17 protein-coding genes are annotated in these 19,574 nt (G+C 60.0%); 16 read left to right on the forward strand and 1 reads right to left on the reverse strand.

Annotation, left to right across the window (positions count from 1 at the left end; translation table 11 throughout):
• Position 1: 1 nt before the first annotated feature.
• From H8695_RS09485 to H8695_RS09505, 5 genes are all read left to right on the forward strand, one after another.
• Positions 2–1,777, forward strand: a complete 1,776-nt coding sequence (locus tag H8695_RS09485) for an ATP-binding protein (RefSeq protein ID WP_249300974.1) — start codon at positions 2–4, stop codon at positions 1,775–1,777.
• Positions 1,778–1,795: 18 nt separating this feature from the next.
• Positions 1,796–3,220, forward strand: coding sequence for a hypothetical protein (locus H8695_RS09490; protein ID WP_249300976.1), 1,425 nt, complete (start codon positions 1,796–1,798; stop codon positions 3,218–3,220).
• Positions 3,220–4,044: a hypothetical protein gene (locus tag H8695_RS09495; protein ID WP_249300978.1), complete on the forward strand. Its 825-nt coding sequence runs from the start codon at positions 3,220–3,222 to the stop codon at positions 4,042–4,044. Before H8695_RS09490 ends, H8695_RS09495 begins: the two co-directional genes overlap by 1 nt.
• A gap of 72 nt (positions 4,045–4,116) precedes the next feature.
• Positions 4,117–5,436 carry a UDP-N-acetylglucosamine 1-carboxyvinyltransferase gene (gene murA, locus H8695_RS09500; RefSeq protein WP_249300980.1) on the forward strand — a complete coding sequence of 440 codons (1,320 nt, stop codon included), beginning with the start codon at positions 4,117–4,119 and terminating at the stop codon, positions 5,434–5,436.
• 61 nt (positions 5,437–5,497) lie between these two features.
• A complete protein-coding gene (locus H8695_RS09505; RefSeq protein WP_249300982.1) occupies positions 5,498–6,286 on the forward strand; it encodes an MBL fold metallo-hydrolase in 789 nt (262 codons plus the stop codon).
• Between the two features lie 64 nt (positions 6,287–6,350).
• Here the strand turns inward: H8695_RS09505 and H8695_RS09510 are convergent, their stop codons facing one another.
• A complete protein-coding gene (locus H8695_RS09510; protein WP_249300984.1) occupies positions 6,351–6,764 on the reverse strand; it encodes a hypothetical protein in 414 nt (137 codons plus the stop codon).
• Between the two features lie 158 nt (positions 6,765–6,922).
• Here H8695_RS09510 and H8695_RS09515 point away from each other — a divergent pair, with 158 nt between their 5' ends.
• From H8695_RS09515 to H8695_RS09565, 11 genes are all read left to right on the forward strand, one after another.
• Positions 6,923–7,393, forward strand: coding sequence for an RNA polymerase sigma factor (locus H8695_RS09515; RefSeq protein WP_249300985.1), 471 nt, complete (start codon positions 6,923–6,925; stop codon positions 7,391–7,393).
• Positions 7,390–8,646 carry a hypothetical protein gene (locus tag H8695_RS09520; protein ID WP_249300987.1) on the forward strand — a complete coding sequence of 419 codons (1,257 nt, stop codon included), beginning with the start codon at positions 7,390–7,392 and terminating at the stop codon, positions 8,644–8,646. The genes H8695_RS09515 and H8695_RS09520 overlap by 4 nt, the downstream gene beginning before the upstream one ends.
• Positions 8,647–8,914: 268 nt before the next feature.
• Positions 8,915–9,901 carry a substrate-binding domain-containing protein gene (locus H8695_RS09525; protein WP_249300989.1) on the forward strand — a complete coding sequence of 329 codons (987 nt, stop codon included), beginning with the start codon at positions 8,915–8,917 and terminating at the stop codon, positions 9,899–9,901.
• A 69-nt stretch (positions 9,902–9,970) separates the two neighbouring features.
• Positions 9,971–11,083, forward strand: a complete 1,113-nt coding sequence (locus H8695_RS09530) for a BMP family ABC transporter substrate-binding protein (protein ID WP_249300991.1) — start codon at positions 9,971–9,973, stop codon at positions 11,081–11,083.
• Positions 11,084–11,186: 103 nt separating this feature from the next.
• Complete coding sequence (locus H8695_RS09535) at positions 11,187–12,722, forward strand: ABC transporter ATP-binding protein (RefSeq protein WP_249300993.1); 1,536 nt, start codon at positions 11,187–11,189, stop codon at positions 12,720–12,722.
• Positions 12,712–13,848, forward strand: a complete 1,137-nt coding sequence (locus H8695_RS09540) for an ABC transporter permease (protein ID WP_249300995.1) — start codon at positions 12,712–12,714, stop codon at positions 13,846–13,848. Before H8695_RS09535 ends, H8695_RS09540 begins: the two co-directional genes overlap by 11 nt.
• Positions 13,848–14,783 (forward strand): ABC transporter permease, encoded by a 936-nt coding sequence (locus H8695_RS09545; protein ID WP_249300997.1) that lies wholly within the window; start codon positions 13,848–13,850, stop codon positions 14,781–14,783. The genes H8695_RS09540 and H8695_RS09545 overlap by 1 nt, the downstream gene beginning before the upstream one ends.
• Before the next feature lies 1 nt (position 14,784).
• A complete protein-coding gene (locus tag H8695_RS09550; RefSeq protein WP_249300999.1) occupies positions 14,785–15,519 on the forward strand; it encodes an SUMF1/EgtB/PvdO family nonheme iron enzyme in 735 nt (244 codons plus the stop codon).
• Between the two features lie 2 nt (positions 15,520–15,521).
• Positions 15,522–17,345, forward strand: a complete 1,824-nt coding sequence (locus H8695_RS09555; protein WP_249301001.1) for a hypothetical protein — start codon at positions 15,522–15,524, stop codon at positions 17,343–17,345.
• A 72-nt stretch (positions 17,346–17,417) separates the two neighbouring features.
• Complete coding sequence (locus H8695_RS09560) at positions 17,418–18,845, forward strand: ADP-ribosylglycohydrolase family protein (protein ID WP_249301003.1); 1,428 nt, start codon at positions 17,418–17,420, stop codon at positions 18,843–18,845.
• Positions 18,846–18,856: 11 nt separating this feature from the next.
• Complete coding sequence (locus tag H8695_RS09565) at positions 18,857–19,573, forward strand: formylglycine-generating enzyme family protein (protein ID WP_249301005.1); 717 nt, start codon at positions 18,857–18,859, stop codon at positions 19,571–19,573.
• The last annotated feature ends 1 nt before the right edge of the window (position 19,574 follow it).

Consider the following 19,574-nt stretch of genomic DNA (forward strand, 5'->3'; position numbering starts at 1 on the left):
TGTGAAAAACAGCCTGCAGCTAAAACTGGTGCTGATCCTGGTCATTTTGACTCTGTCGGTCATGTGCGTTGTCGGCACGGTGCTCGTCAACAGCACCACCGACTTCTACCACGAGGACTTCACCAAGCAGATTCAGACCGTATTTGACGATTCCGATTTTCAGGCGATCGTGCGCGGCTCGGCGTCGTCGGTCAACACGGCCGACGATCTCTACCGGAAGATCTCGCTGTACGCCTCGCAGCTCGGCATTGACACCTACCGCAATTTCTATGTGCTCGACGCCGGGGGAGGATTTCTTGCGGGGACAAACACCGACCTCGGCCAGTCGCTTGCAAAGTCGGCGAATCTGCTCGCCGCGATGAACGGCGAGACGGGCGCGCGGGTCTCGGCGGCCTACCCCTATATGGACTATGCGTGGCCTGTCAGCGAGGGCGACGGCTACATCATCTACATCAAGGACACCAAGGAGGAGATCCGCGACCTGGTCTGGGTCATGGTGGTCATCATCATCGAGACCCTGTTTGTGGGCCTGATCATCGCGCTGATTCTCTCGGTCTTCCTGGCCAAGACCATCACAAATCCGATTGAGAACATCACCTATGGCGCGAGCAAGATCGCGGCGGGCGACTTCTCCTATCAGCTTCCGGTCAAGTCGAGCGACGAGATCGGTACGCTGACAAGGACTTTCAACAACATGGCGGGCGTCCTCAAGGATACGCTCGAGGACATCGACCGCGAGCGAAACAAGCTCAAGACCACTCTTTTGTACCTCAGCGACGGTGTCACGGCCTTTGACCGCGAGGGAGTCCTCATCCACATCAACAAGGCGGCGCTCGCCATGCTCGGGCAGGACTGGCGCGAGAGCGAGAGCACGTTCGGCGAGGTCTTTGCGGCTCTGCCGGAGGCGGATTTTGAGAAAGTGCGCCAGACGGAAAATTTCACCACGCTCTTTGAGATCGGCCAGAAGAAGCTGCGCGTCAACTTTGCCCCGTTTGACGCCTCGCCCGCCGAGGGCGACAGCGCCCAGATGGCGGGCGGCGTGGTGGCGATCATCCACGACGTCACCGAGGAACAGCGCCTGGAGCAGTCGCGCCGCGACTTCATCGCCAACGTCTCGCACGAGCTGCGCACGCCGCTCGCCAACATCAAGGGCTACACCGAGACGGTGCTCGACACGCCGGATCTCACAGGGGAGGAGCGCGAGCGCTTTTTGAGCGTGGTCACGGGTGAAGCCGACCGCATGGCGCGCATCGTCAAGGATCTTCTGGTGCTCTCGCGGCTCGACAGCAACAAGATGGACCTGCACTTTGTGCCGTTTTCGATGGAGGCGTCGCTGCGCAAGGTCTACGAGGCCATGCTCATCGACGCGCGCAAACACGCGGTCGAGCTGACGCTTGAGATCGACCACAGCGTCAGCGAGGTAGTGGGCGACTGCGAGCGCATTGAGCAGGTGCTCGTCAACATCATTTCAAACGCCGTGAAGTACACGCCCGAGGGCGGCGCGGTCCGTGTGGAGGCCGAACAGAGCGCCGACGCCGTATTTGTCAAAGTGACCGACAACGGCATCGGCATTCCCAAAGAGGATCTGCCGCATGTGTTCGAGCGGTTCTACCGGGTCGACAAGGCGCGCTCGCGTGCAGCCGGCGGCACAGGTCTCGGGCTTGCGATCGCAAAGGAAATGGTCGAGGCCCACGGCGGCAGCATTGATATCAAGAGCCGACTCGGGGAGGGGACAGAGGTCTTTCTCACCTTTCCCGTACTGCAGCGGATGATCTAGCGCCGCGGGGAGAGTCATTTGAAACGAGAAGTGTTGCGAAAAAGTAAAGAGGCGGCAAAGACCGCCCTGCTGATAGCGCTGATTCTGTCGACCATACTGCTCTCGGGCAAACTGTGGGTGTACGACAGGCTCTACGACGGGAATGCTGCGGCCATTCAGACGATTCAGTCGGTCCTCTCGGCGTTCGGTCTCGACTTTCTCGCCGAGCGGCTCGATGCGCCCGGCTCCCAGAGCGAGGTGACCGACACGCCCGAGCGCTATCTCTACCCGAGCTCGGTGAGTCTGCTCGGCGAGACGCTGCGCTCAACCGCCTATTCAACCGACAGTACGGTGCAGGTCTACCCGGTCATCCGGGAGCTGATCGGCACGCTGATCGCCGGGCAGCCGGCGCAGATTGACACGCCGTTTGAAGAGCTCCTCGAGGGAGAGGGTGTCCTTGTCGACTTCGGAAGATGGATGAGCTTTGATACGCTTGCCGCGCTTTCGGGGGGCGAACGTCCGGTGCGCGACGGACTCGGTGCGCGCCATCTGCTGCTGCGGCCCGAGCAGGACGGCTTACGCTTGTTGGCGCAGGACGACCGCACGGGCGCCGTGTGGGAGTTCACAGGCGGCGTCGAGCAGCTCGAGAGCTTTGAGCAGAATCTGCTCCGCCTGAGCGACTCGGGTCTCTTTCTGCCCGCTACGCTGTATACCGGGGGACAGGGACGCCTCGGCGCGTATGTCTTTCCGAATGCTCAGGGCACTCTGCCGGGGCGTATTTTAATCGAAAACCCGATCTTCGACGGAGAGCTCAACGCGGCCGCCTCCAAGGACGTGCTCAAGGTGTTCGGCTACAACGCCGGCACGCTGCGCCGCGACACCGACCCAGACGGGACGACCATCTATGTGGAAAACTACAGCAGTCTGCGCATCAGCCCCGAGGGCGAGCTGCGCTACCGGGCCTCTCAGATCACCAAGGGGATTCCGGTGTCGCGCTATGTCGGCAAGCAGGACATCAGCGAGTACTCCTACGACGAGGTGCTCCTGGCGGCCTACCGGTTCGTCGACTCATTCCAGTCGGGCATCGTGGGCGGCGACGGGGCCGACCTGCGCTTTACGGAGAGCTGGTTTGACGCGCAGGACAACAGCCTTGTGCTCTGCTTCGACTATGTCAGCGAGGGGATCTCTCTTGAGCTTGTCAGCGGCGGCGTGTCGCAGAGCGCCGTGACGCTTCGCTACCAAAACGGCTATTTTACATCGGCGCAGATGCTCTTTCGAAGCTTCACACAAACCGATGCGGGCAAGAGCGAGCTCCTGCCCGACAAGGCCGACGAACTTCTCGGCCTTGCAGCGGGCGGTCTGCCGGCCGGGTATACCCTTGAGGCGGACTACCGGTTTGACCGGCAGAGCGTCAGCGCGGAGTTTGCCTACTTCGCGCGCCTCGCAGAGAGGAGTGAGCAGTAGTGGAGTGGTCAAAGGTCAAGACCATTTTGATTGTGGTTCTCCTCGTGGTAAATCTCTTCCTCGGGGTGAACATTGTGCGCAGCTACCACGCGCAAAACTATCTTCAGAGGGACTATCTTGAAAACGGCCGCACAGCGCTCAGCGCCCAGGGCCTTGTGCTCGACGATTTCACCATTCCGTCGAAAAAACCGAAGCTCTCGTCCATTCGGGTGGCGGGCGGCCTTGACAGTCTCAAACAGATCGGGTATCTTCTGCTCGACACGGACGAGGCGCAGACGCCCGGGCGGCTGGAACGCGGTGAGACCATCATGGAGAGAGACGGCGCTCTCTTCGCCGTGCGCGGTCAGCACAGCTTTCGCTATGAGGCGAACCGCTCTTTTGGCGAGGACAGCGAGAGTGCGCTTTCAAATTTTTTACAGAGTATTGGCGTTGAGAAAAGAGACTATACTATAGTCAAACAGGATGAGGCGGGCGGTGTCTACGAGCTCGCACAGCTGCTCTCGGGCGCGGAGGTTGCCGACTGCCACATGGTTCTGCGCTTTGATGGAGGAACGCTTTTGGAGGCCAGCGGCACCTGGATTTTCACAGGGGAACTCACCGATGAACCGGCGGAGCTTCTCGACTCGGTGGCGGCTCTGCTGGAGCTCGCCGCGGCGGCGTCCGAGCGGGGCGAGACACTGCGTCCGCTTGAGATGGAGCTCGTCTATGGCTTCACCGAGAGCGCCGGCTTCAACGTGACGACGCTTCACCCCATGTGGCGGGTCGCGTTTGACGGCGGGGTCTGCATGATCGACGCTGTGAGCGGCGGAGTGCGTTTTTCGTAGAGACGGGAAAGTAAGGTTGAGTTTGCCTGTCAACTGTGATACAATAACAATTCGTATAGGGACACAATTAGGATGGTGATTGTTACGCTCGAAAAGTATGTGATTGAAGGCGGGAAACCGCTCTACGGCGACATCCAGATCAGCGGCGCGAAAAATGCCGCGGTGGCGATACTGCCCGCGACCGTGCTCATCGAGGGCGTCTGCCGGATTGAGAACATTCCGAACATACTCGATGTAAAAAAGATCGTTGACATATTGTATCAGATGGGCGCACAGGTAAGGCTCATCAACAAAAATACCATTGAAATTGACACCACCAACATCAAGAACATGGCGCCGCCCTACGACATGGTGCGCAGCATGCGCGCGTCCTACTATCTGCTCGGGGCCATGCTCGGGCGCTTTCACGAGGCGCAGGTGGCCATGCCCGGCGGCTGCAACTTCGGTGTGCGGCCCATCGACCAGCACATCAAGGGCTTTGAGGCCATGGGCGTGTCGGTCTCGGTGGAGCCGGGCGGCCTGATCGACGCGCGCGTCGCCGAGGGCACGCTGCACGGCGGCGGTTCGATCTATCTCGACGTCGTCTCGGTTGGCGCGACCATGAACATCATGCTCGCCGCCGCGCGCGCCGAGGGGACGACCATCATCGAAAACGCGGCGAAAGAGCCCCACATCGTCGACCTCGCGAACTTCTTAAACTCCATGGGAGCGGATGTCAAGGGCGCGGGCACCGACAGCATCAAGATCAACGGCGTCAAGGCGCTTCACGGCGGCACCTACTCGATCATTCCCGACCAGATCGAGGCGGGCACCTATATGGCGCTCGCCGCGGCGACCGGCGGCGAGGTGTCGATCAACAATATTATCCCCAAGCACATGGAATCCATCACGGCGAAGCTCATCGAGATGGGCGTTGAGGTCGAGGAGGGCGACGACTCCATCGTCGTGCGCCGTGATCCGGCAAAACGGCTCGAGCGGGTCAACATCAAGACCATGCCCTACCCGGGCTTCCCGACCGATATGCAGCCGCAGATGGCCATTTTGCTGACGCTCGCCGACGGCATCGGCATCATCACCGAGGGCGTGTGGGACAATCGCTTCCGCTATGTGGATGAGCTCAAGCGAATGGGCGCGAACATCCAGGTTGACGGCAAGATTGCGGTCTTCGAGGGAGTGGATCACCTCATCCCGGCGCCGGTCAAGGCGTGCGATCTGCGCGCGGGTGCGGCGATGGTCATTGCCGGGCTCGTCACAAAGGGCCGCACCGAGGTTGAGGACATCTTCCACATTGAGCGCGGCTACGAGGAAATCGTGGAAAAGCTGCGCGGCGTGGGCGCAGACATCAGAAAGATCACGGTGAACGACCCGTCGGTCATCGGCAAAATCGGATAGGAAACACAGGCAGCGGGCGGCGAGAGCCCCGGCTGCCTTTTCTCTTAGAAGGAGCAAAAACTTGAGATTTGTCACACTCTGCAGCGGGTCCAGCGGAAACGCAACGCTGGTCAGCCACCAAAACACCCACATTCTCATCGACGCGGGCCTCTCGTTTCGCGCACTGAAGACGTCGCTTGCAAAGCTCGGGCTCGAGCCGCGCGATCTCACGGCGCTCTTTTTGACCCATGAGCACTCCGACCATGTGCGCGGCGTGCCCGCCATCGCCGAGAAGACGGCCGTTCCCATCTACGGCCGGCGGGCCTCGCTCGAGGCCGTAGTCCTCGCGAGCGGCACCATAATGCCCGACCGGCTCACAGCGCTCGCCGGCGACGGCAACTTTGAAGCGGGCGAGCTCTATGTGCACCCCTTTGAGACGCCGCACGATTCGGCGGCCTGTGTGGGGTACAGCATTTTCTCACCGGACGGGCGAAAGCTCTCCCTTGTGACCGACCTCGGTTGTGTGACCGAGACAGTGGCCAAGAATCTACATAATTCCGACTTTGTCCTCATTGAGTCCAACTACGACGAGCAGATGCTGCGCACGGGGCGCTACCCGCCCTATCTCAAGCGGCGCATCGCGTCGGACAGCGGTCACCTTTCAAACGCCGCCTGCGCCGAAGTGGTCGAGAGCCTTGTCTGCGGCGGTACGGAGCACTTTGTGCTGGTACATCTGTCGGACAAGAACAATCTGCCGAAGCTGGCGCTCGAGACCACCTGCCGCAGACTGATGAGCCGGGGTGTCCGCCCGGGCGAGGTGACGGTGGACATCGCACCGCGCTTTGAAATGAGCAGGCCGTTTGATTTTTGAAGAGAGAAAAGGAGCACACCCTGGGGTGTGCTCCTCTTTTGTCCGTCAAAGACCGGGGTGGGGTTCATGGCAGAAAGCTGCTGCCAAAGGACACGATTTTCTCGCAGGGGGCGTATTCCGCCTCATAGCATACCTCGTCGATGAAGAGAAACGGGGTGAACGCGCCGATCGTGTGCACGGTGCCGTCCTGAAGCGTCAGGGTGTAGGTGACGAGCTGCCCGGCGTAGTGTTGGCCGCCGTTGCTCTCACGGTAGACGCGCAGCTTTTGAAGCAGCGCGGCGAGCGTCTCGAGATCGGCGGGCTCGGTGAGCTCGGTCGACCACTCCGGCGGCTGAAGCGTCAGATGCACCCCGCGGATCTTGTCGGCGGTGAGCCTGGAAAAGGGCCGCCGTCCCAGAAGAGAGCCAGACACAGCGAGCAGACAGAGCGAGATGGCAAGAAGAGCGAGCAGGATCAGAAGAATGGTTTTTCGTCTCATGGCGGCCTCCTTTTGGCATACGTATGTTAGACAGTTGACACGACGCGGAAAGTTCTTCCGAAAGATTTTTTCAAAGGTTTGCAACATTTGCTTCTCCCGCCGCGTATAAGGGGTGAAAACGGTTCCGGAATTCGTTTGAAACAGAGGGGGATGGCGCGATGGCGATTGTGTGGCGGGCGCAGGAGTTGGTCGAACGCGAGGAAAACCATGTGTACCGCGCGGCGCTTGCGATTTTGAAAAACCGCGAGGATGCCGAGGATGTCACGCAGGAGACGTTCGTCAAGCTCTTTTTGAAGCAGCCGACCTTTGAGAGCGAGACCCACGCGAGGGCGTGGCTGCTGCGTGTGGCAATCAACCTCAGCAAAAGCCGCCTGCGCCTGGTGTGGCGCCGGCGCCGGGAGACGCTGCTCGAGAGCTATCCCGCGCCGGAGCCCGAGAGCAGAGAACTGCTCGAAGCGGTCATGGCGCTGCGCGCGCCCGAGCGCACAGTAGTTCATCTGTATTACTACGAGGGCTATTCAACCGCAGAGATCGCGACGCTGACCGGCAGCCGCGAGTCGACTGTCCGCAGCCGGCTCTCGCGTGCGAGAGCGAGGCTCAGAGCACAGTTGGAAGGAGAGATACCATGAAGAACAATGCCTATGTGACATACATGAATTCCATTGAGGTGGACGGTGAGCTCCACCGCAGACTTCTCGAGGGGGCCGGCGCCGCTCAGCCGCGCCGGCGCCGGCCGCTGCTGCCTGCTGCCGCCGGCCTCGCCGCCGCGCTCGCGCTGAGCTTTGCGATGCTCTGGGCGCCGGGGCTACAGAGCGAACCGCCGTCCGTCGCCGACCCGGCGCCGGGCACCCCCGTACAGAGCGCGCCGCCGGGAGTGCCCGACGACTTTGTAGGCACCCTGCAATTCCCGCGGCAGACGATTGAAACCGACGCCGCCCGGGTTCTTCCGCCGGAGGGATACTTTGAAAGAGAGCTTTCGCGAGAGGAGCTCGAGGAGCTCTTCCCCGTGGGGCTGCCCGCTCTTTTCACAGACAGTTTTGACCCGGCGGTCGCGGGCTATACCGGCCAGGGGGAATTTTACTGCCTGCGCCTTGCGGCGCAGGGTGAGCAGCAGCTGGGCCTCGCGGTATCGCAGTCGGGGTTCACCTGTGGGGTCACGCAGCAGAGCGACGCGGTTCTCTATCGCGGGACATGGGTACAGTGCGGCAGCGACACCGGTGGGGAGCACTGGATTCGCTTTGAGCAGGGCGGCCTCCACTGGGAGATCAGAGCCGCGGGAGAGGACGCCGCGCGGCGGGCGGAGTATCTGCTCGGCGAGCTGCTGCCCGACAATCTGCCCGACGTGCAAAGCCTCCGGGAGAGTGATATTCCCGAGTGGGAGAACCGGGTGCTTACACTCTCCGAGGCGCGCAGCGACGGGCGGTTCGGCAGCTTTGTGCCGCAGCGTGCGCCGAAGGGCTTTTCCTTCGAGTCGGCGCGCCGGTACCGCGACTGGCGCAGCGATGGCCTGAATGTCCTCTACACCGACGGCGGCTACGGCACCTTTGAGCTGAGAGTCCGCGCCGCGAGCGAAGACGACGCCGCCCGCGTACTCGACCCGGAGAAGCGCGAAGCCTACGACACCGGTCTCTATGAGATACCCTGGGCCGATTCGGTGCCGCAGCAGTACGCGGAGAATTTTGACAATCCCGTCTTTCTCGCTCAGGATGTCACAGCGGAGCTTCTCGGCAGACGGATGTACCATGTCGAAGATGCGGGAGACGCCGCGGGCGTCCGGGTGCGGCTCTCCGTTCTACTGGATGACACGCTCGTGGAAGTGAGCGGAAAAGGCCTCGAGCAGGGCGATGCCGTCTCGGTGATCCTCGCTCTGCTGGAAGAGTGAAAACCATTACCTAAATCCATATTTTCCCATCAAATCTCAGAGCGGACCATTTTGTAAAATGGTCCGCTCTCTGTTTGCTAAAAGGCTTTAGTTAAAAATTTAACCAGTGAAAAATGCCGAATTGACCCCAAAATTAGTGATATTGACAAATAAACAGAGAATTATTTTGTGTAAAAAAACAGTGTTCCTGAGCAGAAATCCGTGGTAATATGGAACCAGGCAATTACGAAAACGATAACCTAAAACGATTTCCCGACCGGAGTGAGCCGTGAAAGTGACGATCAAGGACATTGCGGAACAGGCGAATGTCTCGACAGCGACAGTCTCCAAAGTTCTCAACAAGAACGATTTGAGTATCTCCAAGGCAACGCGCGAACGGGTGCTCAAGGTCGTCAAACGCAACAACTACATACCGAACGCCATGGCGAAAGGCCTCAAGAGCCGCCGCTCCAACATGATCGGTTTCATCCTGCCCGATATTACAAACCCCTTTTTCCCGGAACTTGCGCGGGGAATTGAAGACAAGGCCAAAGAGTACAACTTCGGTGTCGTGTTCTGCAACACCGACGACGATCCCGACCGGGAGGGGGAGTGCTTCCGCTTTCTCGGCTCCCAGATGATCGACGGCATCATCTTCGCAAGCAGCCAGGAGGAGAGCTCCTACGACAACGCGCTGCTTCGAAGCGTGCCGGTCGTCATGGTGGACCGCGGCGTCACCATTGCAGATGGGAACGTCGGCAAGGTGTCCATTGATTCGCGAAGCGCCTCCGCCGCCGCGACCCAGCTGCTCGTCGGCTCAGGTTGCCGGAGAGTCGCCTACATCTCGGCGAAGTGCAACACCGCAAACCAGCGCTATCTCGGCTATCTCGGGGCCCTTGAGAAATCGGGCATCAAGGTGGATGAGAGCCTGATCTACCTCGGGGAGTATGATGTGGAGACGGGCCTGCGTGGAACGCAGTGGCTTCTCGAGCAGGGAAGTTTCGACGGAATCGTCTGCGGCAACGACCTCATCGCCGCGGGCGCCATGACCGTCCTCGGGCGAAACGGGCTGAGTGTGCCGGGCGATGTCAAAGTCATCGGCTTTGACAACATCTACCTGTCGCAGCACCTGAACCCTCCGCTGACCACGGTGGAGCAGCCGACCTATGAGATCGGCCGCACGGCGGCGGAGATGCTGCTCGAAAACATCGTCAACGGCGTGCCGCTCTACAGCCGAAAGCTCGACTACCGCATCATCATGCGCCAGACCGTATAAACAGGTTCCTCGCGGGACAGGGAGTCCCGTAAAATAAACTCGAAATCCAAAAAGTGGAGGAGAAATGACATGAGTAAAAGAATTCTCGCATTCCTGTTGGCGACCGTTCTGCTGCTGGCAGTCTTTGCAGGCTGCTCGCCGAAGACGAACGATCCCGGCACAACCGATCCCGGAACGACCGACCCGGACAACCAGGGCGGCGCTGGCGCCGTCGATGGCGGCAGAAGCGAAGACGGAACAGGCAAAGCCTGCCTGATCACTTCCACCGCACGCGGCAACGAGTTCATCGACCTGATCTGGTCGGGCTTCACCGATCTCGAGAAAGAGGGCTGGGAAGTCAAGTGCATCGAGACCTTTGAGACCGCTGAGCAGGCCGAGCAGGTCCGCTCCATGTGCGCCGAGGGCTACAACATCATCTACACCCAGGGCGACGACGTCATGAAGACCGTCCTCGACATGCAGGATGAGCTCACCGACATGTATCCCGACACTTTCTTCATTTTCCTTGACACCTATTCCAAGACCACCATGCCGAACTCCTGCGCGGTCACCATCGACCCGTTTGAGGCCTGCTTCATCGCCGGCTATGTCGCGGCGAAGACCTCTCAGAGCGGCGTTGTCGGCCTGATGCTCCCGCTCGACACCCCGATCATGCAGCGCTTTGAGTACGGCTACTATGCCGGCGCCGACTATGCCAACAACGGCACCGAGATCATCAAGGCATATACCAACGACTGGTCCGATACCACCAAGGGCTACGAGTCCGCGAAGGCTCTCAAGGGCAACAACCCCGACATGGACGTCATGATCCAGGCTGCCTACATCTCCGGCTACGGTGTCATCCAGGCCTGCGCCGAGATGGAGCTGCCCTGCATCGGTGTTGACGACTGGCAGGGCGACATCGACCCGATCGTCTTCTGGAGCGCCATCAAGTCCATGAACGTGGCGGTCTATGAGACAGCTCACATGTGGGCTGAGGGCGACGAGTTCCCGTTCGCGATGGAGTTCGACCTCAACGACGGCGGCTATGCCTATGAGGATGTCGACCTGAAGAACCTCAGCGACGAGCTCGCTGCTGAAGTTGAGCAGCTCAAGGCTGACATCATGTCCGGAACCGTCGACATCTTCGCCGGCGACTACGAGGAGTGGAGAGAGACCAACTTCGACCAGGAAGGCGAATAATCTGCTGACGTAGGTTTGATGTTGAGGGGAGGGGGCAATCCCCTCCCCTCAATTCGCAGATAGAAAATACAACGCAACCGCCAGGGAGGTGCAGGTTTAAGACATGAGTGAAAACGAGTACATCCTGCAAATGAAAAACATCCGAAAGACATTCGGAAAACTGGTCGCCAACGACAACGTCACATTCAATGTGAAAAAGGGGACCGTGCACGCGCTGATCGGTGAGAATGGCGCGGGCAAGAGCACATTGATGAACATTCTCACCTGCATTCACAAACCCGATCACGGTGATATCATCATCAATGGGGAAAAAATGGCGTTTCGGGATTCTCTCGACGCCGCAAGACACGGCATTGGCATGGTCTATCAGGAGTTCATGCTCTTCAAGGATCTGAGCATTGCCGACAACATCATGATGGGCTTTGAGGAGAAGAAGCTCGGCATCTTCCTCGACAAGAAAAAGTCGAGAAAGAAAATTGAAGAGATCTGCGAAAAGTATCACTTCAATATCCCGCTTGACGAAAAGGTCAAGGACTGCCCGGTCGCCATGCTGCAGCAGGTGGAGATCGTCAAGGTCCTCTACAAGGGCGCCGACATCATCATTCTCGACGAGCCGACTTCGGTTCTGACTCCTCAGGGTGTTGAGGGCCTGTTTGATGCAATCCGCTTTCTCACCCAGCAGGGCAAAACCGTCATCTTCATCTCGCACAAGCTCAAAGAGGTCTTCGCCATTGCTGATGAGATCACCGTGCTGCGTGACGGCAAGATCTCGGGCCATGTGCTGCCGAGCGAGGTCAACGAAAACGAGCTTGCCAACATGATGGTCGGCCGCGAGGTCATGCTCCAGTCGAACAAGGTCATGCGCGAGCCGGGTGAGAAGATCCTCGAGGTCAAAAATCTCAGCGTCAAGGACAAGGAGGGTATCCTCCGCGTCAAGAATGTCAGTTTTGACATCAGAGCCGGTGAGATTGTCGGCATTGCGGGTGTTGCGGGCTCCGGCCAGCAGCAGCTTGTCGAGGCCATCTTCGGGGCGCGTGCTCCCGAGCACGGCGCAGAAATCCGCTTCTGCGGGCAGGACATCACCCAGAAGACCTCCCGCGAGCGCCGCTGCATGGGTATGGGCTATGTGCCGCAGGATCGTCTGGGCGCCGGCGGCAACGGCGTTGGAACCCTCTGGGAGAACGCCATCATGGGTTACCATGTGGCCCATGGCTTCAAGAGCAAAGTCTTCCTTGACCGCAAAGAGGTCAATGACTTTTCGAGCCGTGTCATCAAGGAGTTCAATGTCAAATGTCAGAGCCTGAATGACAGACTGCGCAGTCTGTCAGGCGGCAACATCCAGAAACTGATTGTCGGCCGTGAGAGCATTCAGGACAACAAGCTGCTCATCGTCGAGGACCCGACCCGTGGTATTGACGTCGGTGCCATCGAATTTGTGTGGGCAAAGCTTCTGGAAATTGCAAAATCCGGCATGGCGGTTCTGCTCGTCAGCCACGAGCTCAATGAGGTCATGCAGCTGTCCGATCGGATTCTTGTCATCTACAACGGCGAAGTCTCCGACGGCGGCAGATACCAGGAGCTCACGGATAAAGAGATCGGTCTTTTGATGCTGGGAGGTGAACAGGTCCATGCAAGCTAAAGCAAATCAGAGCGGTCTGAACCGCACTGTCAAGAAGTACTTCGGGCCCGAATTCAGAATCGGAGTAGCGCGCTACGTGCTCTCGTTCATTGGTGTTCTGATCGTCGGCTCTCTTCTGATCGCCTCGCAGGGCGAGGACCCGGTTCACGCTGTACAGGAAATCGTCAAGGGCGCGTTCGGCGGCAGGGTTCAGTTCGGCAACACTCTGCGCTGGGCAACCCCCTGTCTGCTGACCGGCGCCGCGGCCATCGTCGCGTTCAAGTCGGGCGTCACAAACCTCGGCATTGAGGGCCAGATGTATGTCGGTGCCGTCACCGCCGGCATCCTCGGCTACATGGTACAGCTGCCGGCCCATCTCCACGCGATTCTCTGCGTGATCTCGGCCGGTATCGCCGGTGTCATCTGGGTCATCATTCCGGCGATCATGCGCCTGTTCTTCAGCATTGACGAGTACGTCACAACCATGATGATGAACTTTGTCGCGACGCTCTTCTGCGACTACATCGTCGTGTGGCATGTTCTGCCGAGCATCGGTGTCACGACCGTCACGGCCGCCACGCCGAACATCCACAAGACTGCGCGCCTGTCGCAGCTGATCAAGGGAACCTCGTCAAGCACCGGTTTCATCATCGGCATCGGCGTCACGCTGCTGGTCTACGTCATCTACAAGTACACCATCAAGGGATATGAGCTCAAGCAGGTCGGCGAGAACCTCAAGTTTGCGCAGACCGGCGGTGTCAACGTGAAAAAGACCTTCATCTCGATCTTCGTGCTCTCCGGCTTCATTGCCGGTATGTGCGGCGGCATCGAGGTCTCCGGCGGCTACTACCGCTATGTGTCGAACTTCTCGACCACGATGGGTTGGGAGGGCATCATGATTGCCAACATCTCCAACCGCAACCCCATCGCGCTGATCTTTGTCTCGCTGGTCTGGGGTGCTCTCAAGACGGGAGCCATGGCCATGGAGCGTGCGACAACGCTCAATCGCCTGACGGTCAACCTGCTGCAGATGATCTTTGTTCTGCTCGTGTCGATCGACTATGAGGGCATTGCAAACCACTTCAAAGACAGAAAGAGAAAGAAAATGGAAGCCAAACAGTTTGCCATGCAGGGAGGTGCTCAGTAATGTTTTGGGATGTTGTTATGACCTGTCTGAGCCCGATCACGTTCGCAGCGGCGCTTCGCCTGTCCTGCCCGCTGATCATCGGCTCCATCGGCGGCTGCTTCAACGAGAAGATCAGCACCGGAAACATCGCCTACGAGTGCTTCATGCTGACCGGCGCTTTCTTTGCCGCCTACGGCAGCTACCTCACCGGCAACCCCTATATGGGCTCGCTGATTGCCATTCTGTCGGGTCTCGTACTCGCGGCGATCTACGGAATCCTCGTCTATCACCTCAACTGCAACGCGATGATCGTGTCGGTTGCGTACAACAACGGCGCCTGGGCGCTGACCACGCTGCTTCTCGTCACCGTCTGGGGTGTCAGAGGCAACTTCACCGACCCGTCCATCGTCAGCTACAATACCATCACCTTTGACTTCTTGAAGAATATTCCGATTCTTGACACCCTGTTCAACAACAACATCGGCATGGTCTACTTCGCGTTTGTCTTCGCGGTCATCGGCGGCATCGTCATGTACAAGACGCCCTTTGGCCTGCGGCTGCGCGGTGTGGGCAGCAACCCCGATGCGGCGCAGACTGCCGGCATCAGCGTGAGAAAGTACCGCTGGATCGGCCTGCTGATCATGGGCGCCTCGATGGGCCTTGCGGGCTCCTACCTGCCGCTGAGCGGCCTTTCGATGTTCACCGAGAACATGACCCGTGGCCGCGGCTTTTTGTGCCTGACCGCCATTCTCGTCGGCAAGGCCGACCCGTTCAAGACGACGCTGGTCGCGATACTCTTCGGCTATTCGACATCCATGACGCTGGTTCTGTCCACCTTTGGCCTGCCGACGCAGATCATGAATATGGTGCCCTATGTCATGGTGCTGGTTGTGCTTCTTGTCGCGGGCATGCGCAACTTCAAGGGCACGGCTGAGATCAGCGGCGACACCATTTGATGTGAGAGAGGAGATCACCATGCTCAAACAGGAACTGGTCAAAATCGAGCGTGACAGCTACATCTACCGCGTCGTGCACCGCATCATGGAGGGCGACTGCCAGATGAATCACGGACCCGAGCTCGTGACGGTTGGCCCACTGCTCGCGCAGAAGTACTGCGTGACAAACGCGATGTACTACGAGTTCATCCGGGAGAGCGGCTACCAGCCGAAGAATCCCGTCAATTACTTAAAGCACTGGGAAAACGGCAAATACCGCCCGGGGCAGGAGGATCTGCCAGTGGTCAACATCTCGCAGGACGACGCGCGCGCCTATGCCGAGCACTACGGCATGCGCCTGCCGACCGAGGCCGAGTGGCAGTACCTCGCCGCCGGTCCCGCCCATCTGAAGTACCCCTGGGGCAACAATAAGGAATACGCCCGCTGCAACGTCTACGGCGAGCAGCTTGAGAGGGTGGACAGCCACCCCGAGGGCGTGTCTCCCTTCGGGCTCTACAACATGTGCGGCAACGTCTGGGAGTTCACCGCCGACTGCATGCACGACCACGCTCCCGGCCACGAGGACGACCACCGCTTCATCGTGCTGCGCGGCGGCTCCTACTACACCGCGCCCGACTACTGGCATGCCGAGGGCGGCGCTACGCCCAACGACTACCATCTGAAAGTCCATCAGCTCGGCGACGCGATGAACCGCTACGAGACCGTCGGTTTCCGCTGTGTAAAGGAGTGTGACTGACGATGCTGAAACATGACACCGCCAAAAAGACAATCACTCTGCAAAACAACACCCTGCGCGTGACGGTCGGCTATGCCGACGGCGTCACGTTCGAGGAGCTCTCCAACGTCAAGGCCGGCGGGGAGCAGAACTGCGGCCGCGAGGCGTTCTGTCTGTCAATTTACGGCAAGAACTACACGAGCAGGGACTTCACCGTTGTCGATGTCACGACGGCGCAGGACCGGGTGATGGAACTTGCGAGCTTCCTGCTCGAGCTCAAGGAGGAGGGACTCAAGCTCAAACTCCACCTGATGAACGACGGCAGGGACACCATCACCGTGCTCTACCAGGTCTACGACAGCTACAAGCTGGGCGTGCCGTCGGTCTGCAAGCTGCACATGCCGCTTCTCGCTCAGCTGCAGATGACCGACCGCGACACGAAGTACTATCCCGCGGGCGCCGTGAAGACGCCGGACGGGGAGAATGTGCTGCTGCCGGTGCGCGAGCTCTTCTACAGCACCGACGTCATCCTGCCTCTGGTGGTCTGTGACAGCGAGGAGCACTACGGCTTCTCGGTGCAGTTCCCGGTGGTCAGTGACCTGACCGATACGGGTGCGGCGCAGAACATCAACAGCATCCTGCGCACCATCGCCAATGAGAGCGACCTGCGCGATCACGAGATTCAGATCAACCCCGACGCCTCTTTCAACGACACCGTTGAGATGCGCATTGTGGGCCTCTCAAACGGCTGGCCCGAGGCCTTTGACCGCTGCCGCGACTACTGGGCGGCGAACTACGACTTCGCGGAGTACGAGCGCGAGGATCTCAAGTGGTTCAACGACTGCGTGGTACACAACTTCACATTCCTCTACGGCAGCGAGGGCTTTGACCACGAAAAGCAGAAAATCGACGTCGAGAGTCTGCTCAAACAGGGCGAGGACTTCGGCGGCTACGACACCGTGACCATCTGGAACCAGTATCCGCGCCTGGGCATCGACAAGCGCTCCCAGTGGGATTTCTACGATGACTTCCCCGGCGGGCGGCCGGCGTTGCGCAAGGCGGTCGACGAGTTCCACGCGGCGGGTGTGCCGGTCTTTCTGCCCTACATCCCGTGGGATCGCGGCATGAACGAGAGCACGGAGAGCATGGGCGACGAGTTCGCGCGCATTGTCGCCGACACCGACGCCGACGGCTACCAGCTCGACACCATGAAAGATCTGCCCTACTCTTACCGCAAAAAACTCGACAAGGTGAAACCCGGACTCGTGCTCACCACGCAGAGCCACCCGATGAAAAAGCACCCGATCGAGTTTATCACCACCTCGTGGGATGAGTTCTGGTACACCGATCCCATGCCCGAGGTCGATGTCTTCCGCTTCATCAACCCGCGCCATCTGGCGCCGGTGATCTCGCGCTGGCTGCGCCTGGAGGACAAGGACGTTCTCATCAAGCGCGTCGAGTTCGGCGCGGCGCCGATTGTCATCTGGCAGGATATCTTCGGCCGCTGGATGCCTTTCAACGACGCGCAGCGCGCCGAGATCAAGCACTGGAAAGAGACCTATCTCAAATACCGCGCAATCTACCAGGGGCTCAAGCCCATTCCGCTCTATCCGACCAAGGTCAAAAACCTCTACTGCAACCTCTTTGTGGGGGATGCCGGCGAGGGACAGATCTACTCGTTCTACAACGATTCGGATGAGGAACTTCATGTAAAAGATCTTCCGGTTTACCTTTACGAGGGTAAGAAGGCCGAGGTCATCCTCGGAGTCGGCAGCGCCACGATCGCTGCCAACAAACTGAATGGTACCGTCGCGCCGGGGGCGGTCGTGCATGTTCTGGTAAAATAACGTGACACAGACCCCCAGGGGCGATGGACGCCCCTGGGGGTTTTGTTGTCCCGTGGGAAGAGAGGAGTCAACATGAAGCACTTTGCTCAAAAGGATCCCTTTGGCAGCTATGTCGCGCGCATCTACTACGAGTGGTGTCAGGCCCGCGACGAGGGCAGGCGCGTGGAGGAGCTCGAGGAGCTCTGCCGCGCCATGCAGGAGAGTTTTTCCCTTGACGATCCGGCGCCCGCCGCGGGCTACCGCGAGCTTGCCGCCGCCGTGGGCCGCTATCTGACGGCGGCCCCGGTCTATGACGACTACCCCTACAGCGAGCCGTCCGACTACGGCGAAATCGCCGCGCAGAGTCCGGGCGGTGCCGAAAAGCCGGCGCTGCCGCCGCGCGGGGAGCTGCGCGACCGTGTGGCCGGCGCGTGGACCGGCCGCGTCGCGGGCTGTCTTCTCGGAAAACCGCTTGAGTTTATGAAGCGAAGCGCCGTCTGCGGCGTGCTGCGCGAGACGGGCAACTACCCCGTGACCCGCTACGTCTCCTCGGCGGAATTCACCCCTGAGATGCGCCGCCGCCTGCGGCTGAAGACCGGAGTGCCCGAGCAGCCGTGGATCGATGAGATCGGCGATTTTGCGCCGATAGACGACGACACCAACTACACCGTGCTCAACCTGAAGCTCCTGCTGACCTTTGGGCGGGACTTTGCGCCGAACGACGTGCTCTACGCCTGGCTCAACTGGATGCCGGCGGGAATCGTCGCCACCGCCGAGCGTGTGGCCTACCAAAATGCGGCAAACGGCATTTTGTACCCCGAGAGCGCGGTGCACCAGAACCCCTATCGCGAGTGGGTGGGCGCGCAGATTCGCGCCGAGGTCTTCGGCATGGTCAACCCCTGCGACCCGCACGCGGCGGCCGAGATGGCCTGGCGCGACGCCTGCATCTCCCACACGAGAAACGGCATCTACGGCGAGATGTTCACCGCGGCGCTGGTGGCGCTTGCCATGGGCGGCGGCAGTGTGCGTGAGCTCATCGAGGGCGCGCTGCGGGAAATCCCGGCCCACTCGCGCTTTGCCGAGTGTGTGCAGACCGTGCTCGGGTGGTATGACGAGGGCCTGAGCATGGAACAGGCGGCCGACCGGATTCACAAGACCTATGACGAGAACAACCTCTACGACTGGTGCCACATCCTGCCGAACGCCATGATCGTGACGGCAGCGCTGCTCTACGGCGAGGGCAGCTTTGAGCAGGCGCTGCACTGCGCCATGCTCCCGGCGTTTGACACCGACTCAAACGGCGCCGTTGTGGGCGCCGTCATGGGGGCGATGCTCGGCGAGCGGAGGATCCCCGCCTACTGGGGGGAGACGTTCCACCGCCGGATGGCAAGCTCGGTGTCAGGCTATGAGCTCATGGAGATCGACGAGCTGGCAGAGCGCACCATGGCCGTCATCGAGGGCAATTTCACACCCGACGAAAAGATCAGAAAACGCTACGACTACACAGAAGAATTTGACTGAGGAGGAGAACCATGATCAAACAGCAGACCGTCAGAGTGGAACGCGCAGGCTATATCTACCGCGTGATGCACCGCATCATGGAGGGCGACTGCCAGATGGAGCACGGGCCGCTCTATGTCGAGATCGGCCCGCTTGAGGCGGACAAGTACTGCGTGACAAACGCCATGTACTATGAATTTTTACAGGAGAGCGGCTACCGGCCCGCAAATCCCGAGAACTTTCTCAAGCACTGGGAAAACGGCAGGTATAAGGCGGGCGAGGAGGATCTGCCGGTGGTCAACGTCTCGCAGGACGACGCGCGCGCCTACGCGGCGCACTACGGCAAGCGCCTGCCGACCGAGGCCGAGTGGCAGTATCTCGCGGGGGGACCCCAAAAGCTGCTGTGGCCCTGGGGCAACGAGAAAGACTACGACAAGTGCAACGTCTACACCGAGGGCCTCGTACCGGTCGACGCCCATCCCGAGGGCGTGTCGCCCTTTGGGCTCTACAACATGTGCGGCAATGTATGGGAGTTCACCGACGAGTGCATCCACGACCATGCGCCCGGCCACGACGACGACCACCGCTTCATTCTGCTGCGCGGCGGCAGCTATCACCTGGCACCCCACTACTGGCACGCCGAGGGCGGCGCTATCATGAACAACAGCCACCTGAAAGTCCATCTGCTCGGCGCCGCCATGGACCGCTACGAGACAGTTGGCTTCCGCTGCGTAAAGGAGGTCGAGTAAG

Origin of the sequence: Feifania hominis (assembly GCF_014384765.1) — a bacterium.
In the GTDB taxonomy this organism is placed as follows: Bacteria; Bacillota; Clostridia; order Oscillospirales; family Feifaniaceae; genus Feifania; species Feifania hominis.

Bases quoted from the DNA above. Each gene is read 5' to 3' on its own strand.
- murA (WP_249300980.1), top strand. From the start codon at position 4,117: ATGGTGATTGTTACGCTCGAAAAGTATGTGATTGAAGGCGGGAAACCG.
- H8695_RS09510 (WP_249300984.1), bottom strand. From the start codon at position 6,764: ATGAGACGAAAAACCATTCTTCTGATCCTGCTCGCTCTTCTTGCCATC.
- H8695_RS09515 (WP_249300985.1), top strand. From the start codon at position 6,923: ATGGCGATTGTGTGGCGGGCGCAGGAGTTGGTCGAACGCGAGGAAAAC.
- H8695_RS09520 (WP_249300987.1), top strand. From the start codon at position 7,390: ATGAAGAACAATGCCTATGTGACATACATGAATTCCATTGAGGTGGAC.
- H8695_RS09530 (WP_249300991.1), top strand. From the start codon at position 9,971: ATGAGTAAAAGAATTCTCGCATTCCTGTTGGCGACCGTTCTGCTGCTG.
- H8695_RS09535 (WP_249300993.1), top strand. From the start codon at position 11,187: ATGAGTGAAAACGAGTACATCCTGCAAATGAAAAACATCCGAAAGACA.
- H8695_RS09540 (WP_249300995.1), top strand. From the start codon at position 12,712: ATGCAAGCTAAAGCAAATCAGAGCGGTCTGAACCGCACTGTCAAGAAG.
- H8695_RS09545 (WP_249300997.1), top strand. From the start codon at position 13,848: ATGTTTTGGGATGTTGTTATGACCTGTCTGAGCCCGATCACGTTCGCA.
- H8695_RS09555 (WP_249301001.1), top strand. From the start codon at position 15,522: ATGCTGAAACATGACACCGCCAAAAAGACAATCACTCTGCAAAACAAC.
- H8695_RS09560 (WP_249301003.1), top strand. From the start codon at position 17,418: ATGAAGCACTTTGCTCAAAAGGATCCCTTTGGCAGCTATGTCGCGCGC.
- H8695_RS09565 (WP_249301005.1), top strand. From the start codon at position 18,857: ATGATCAAACAGCAGACCGTCAGAGTGGAACGCGCAGGCTATATCTAC.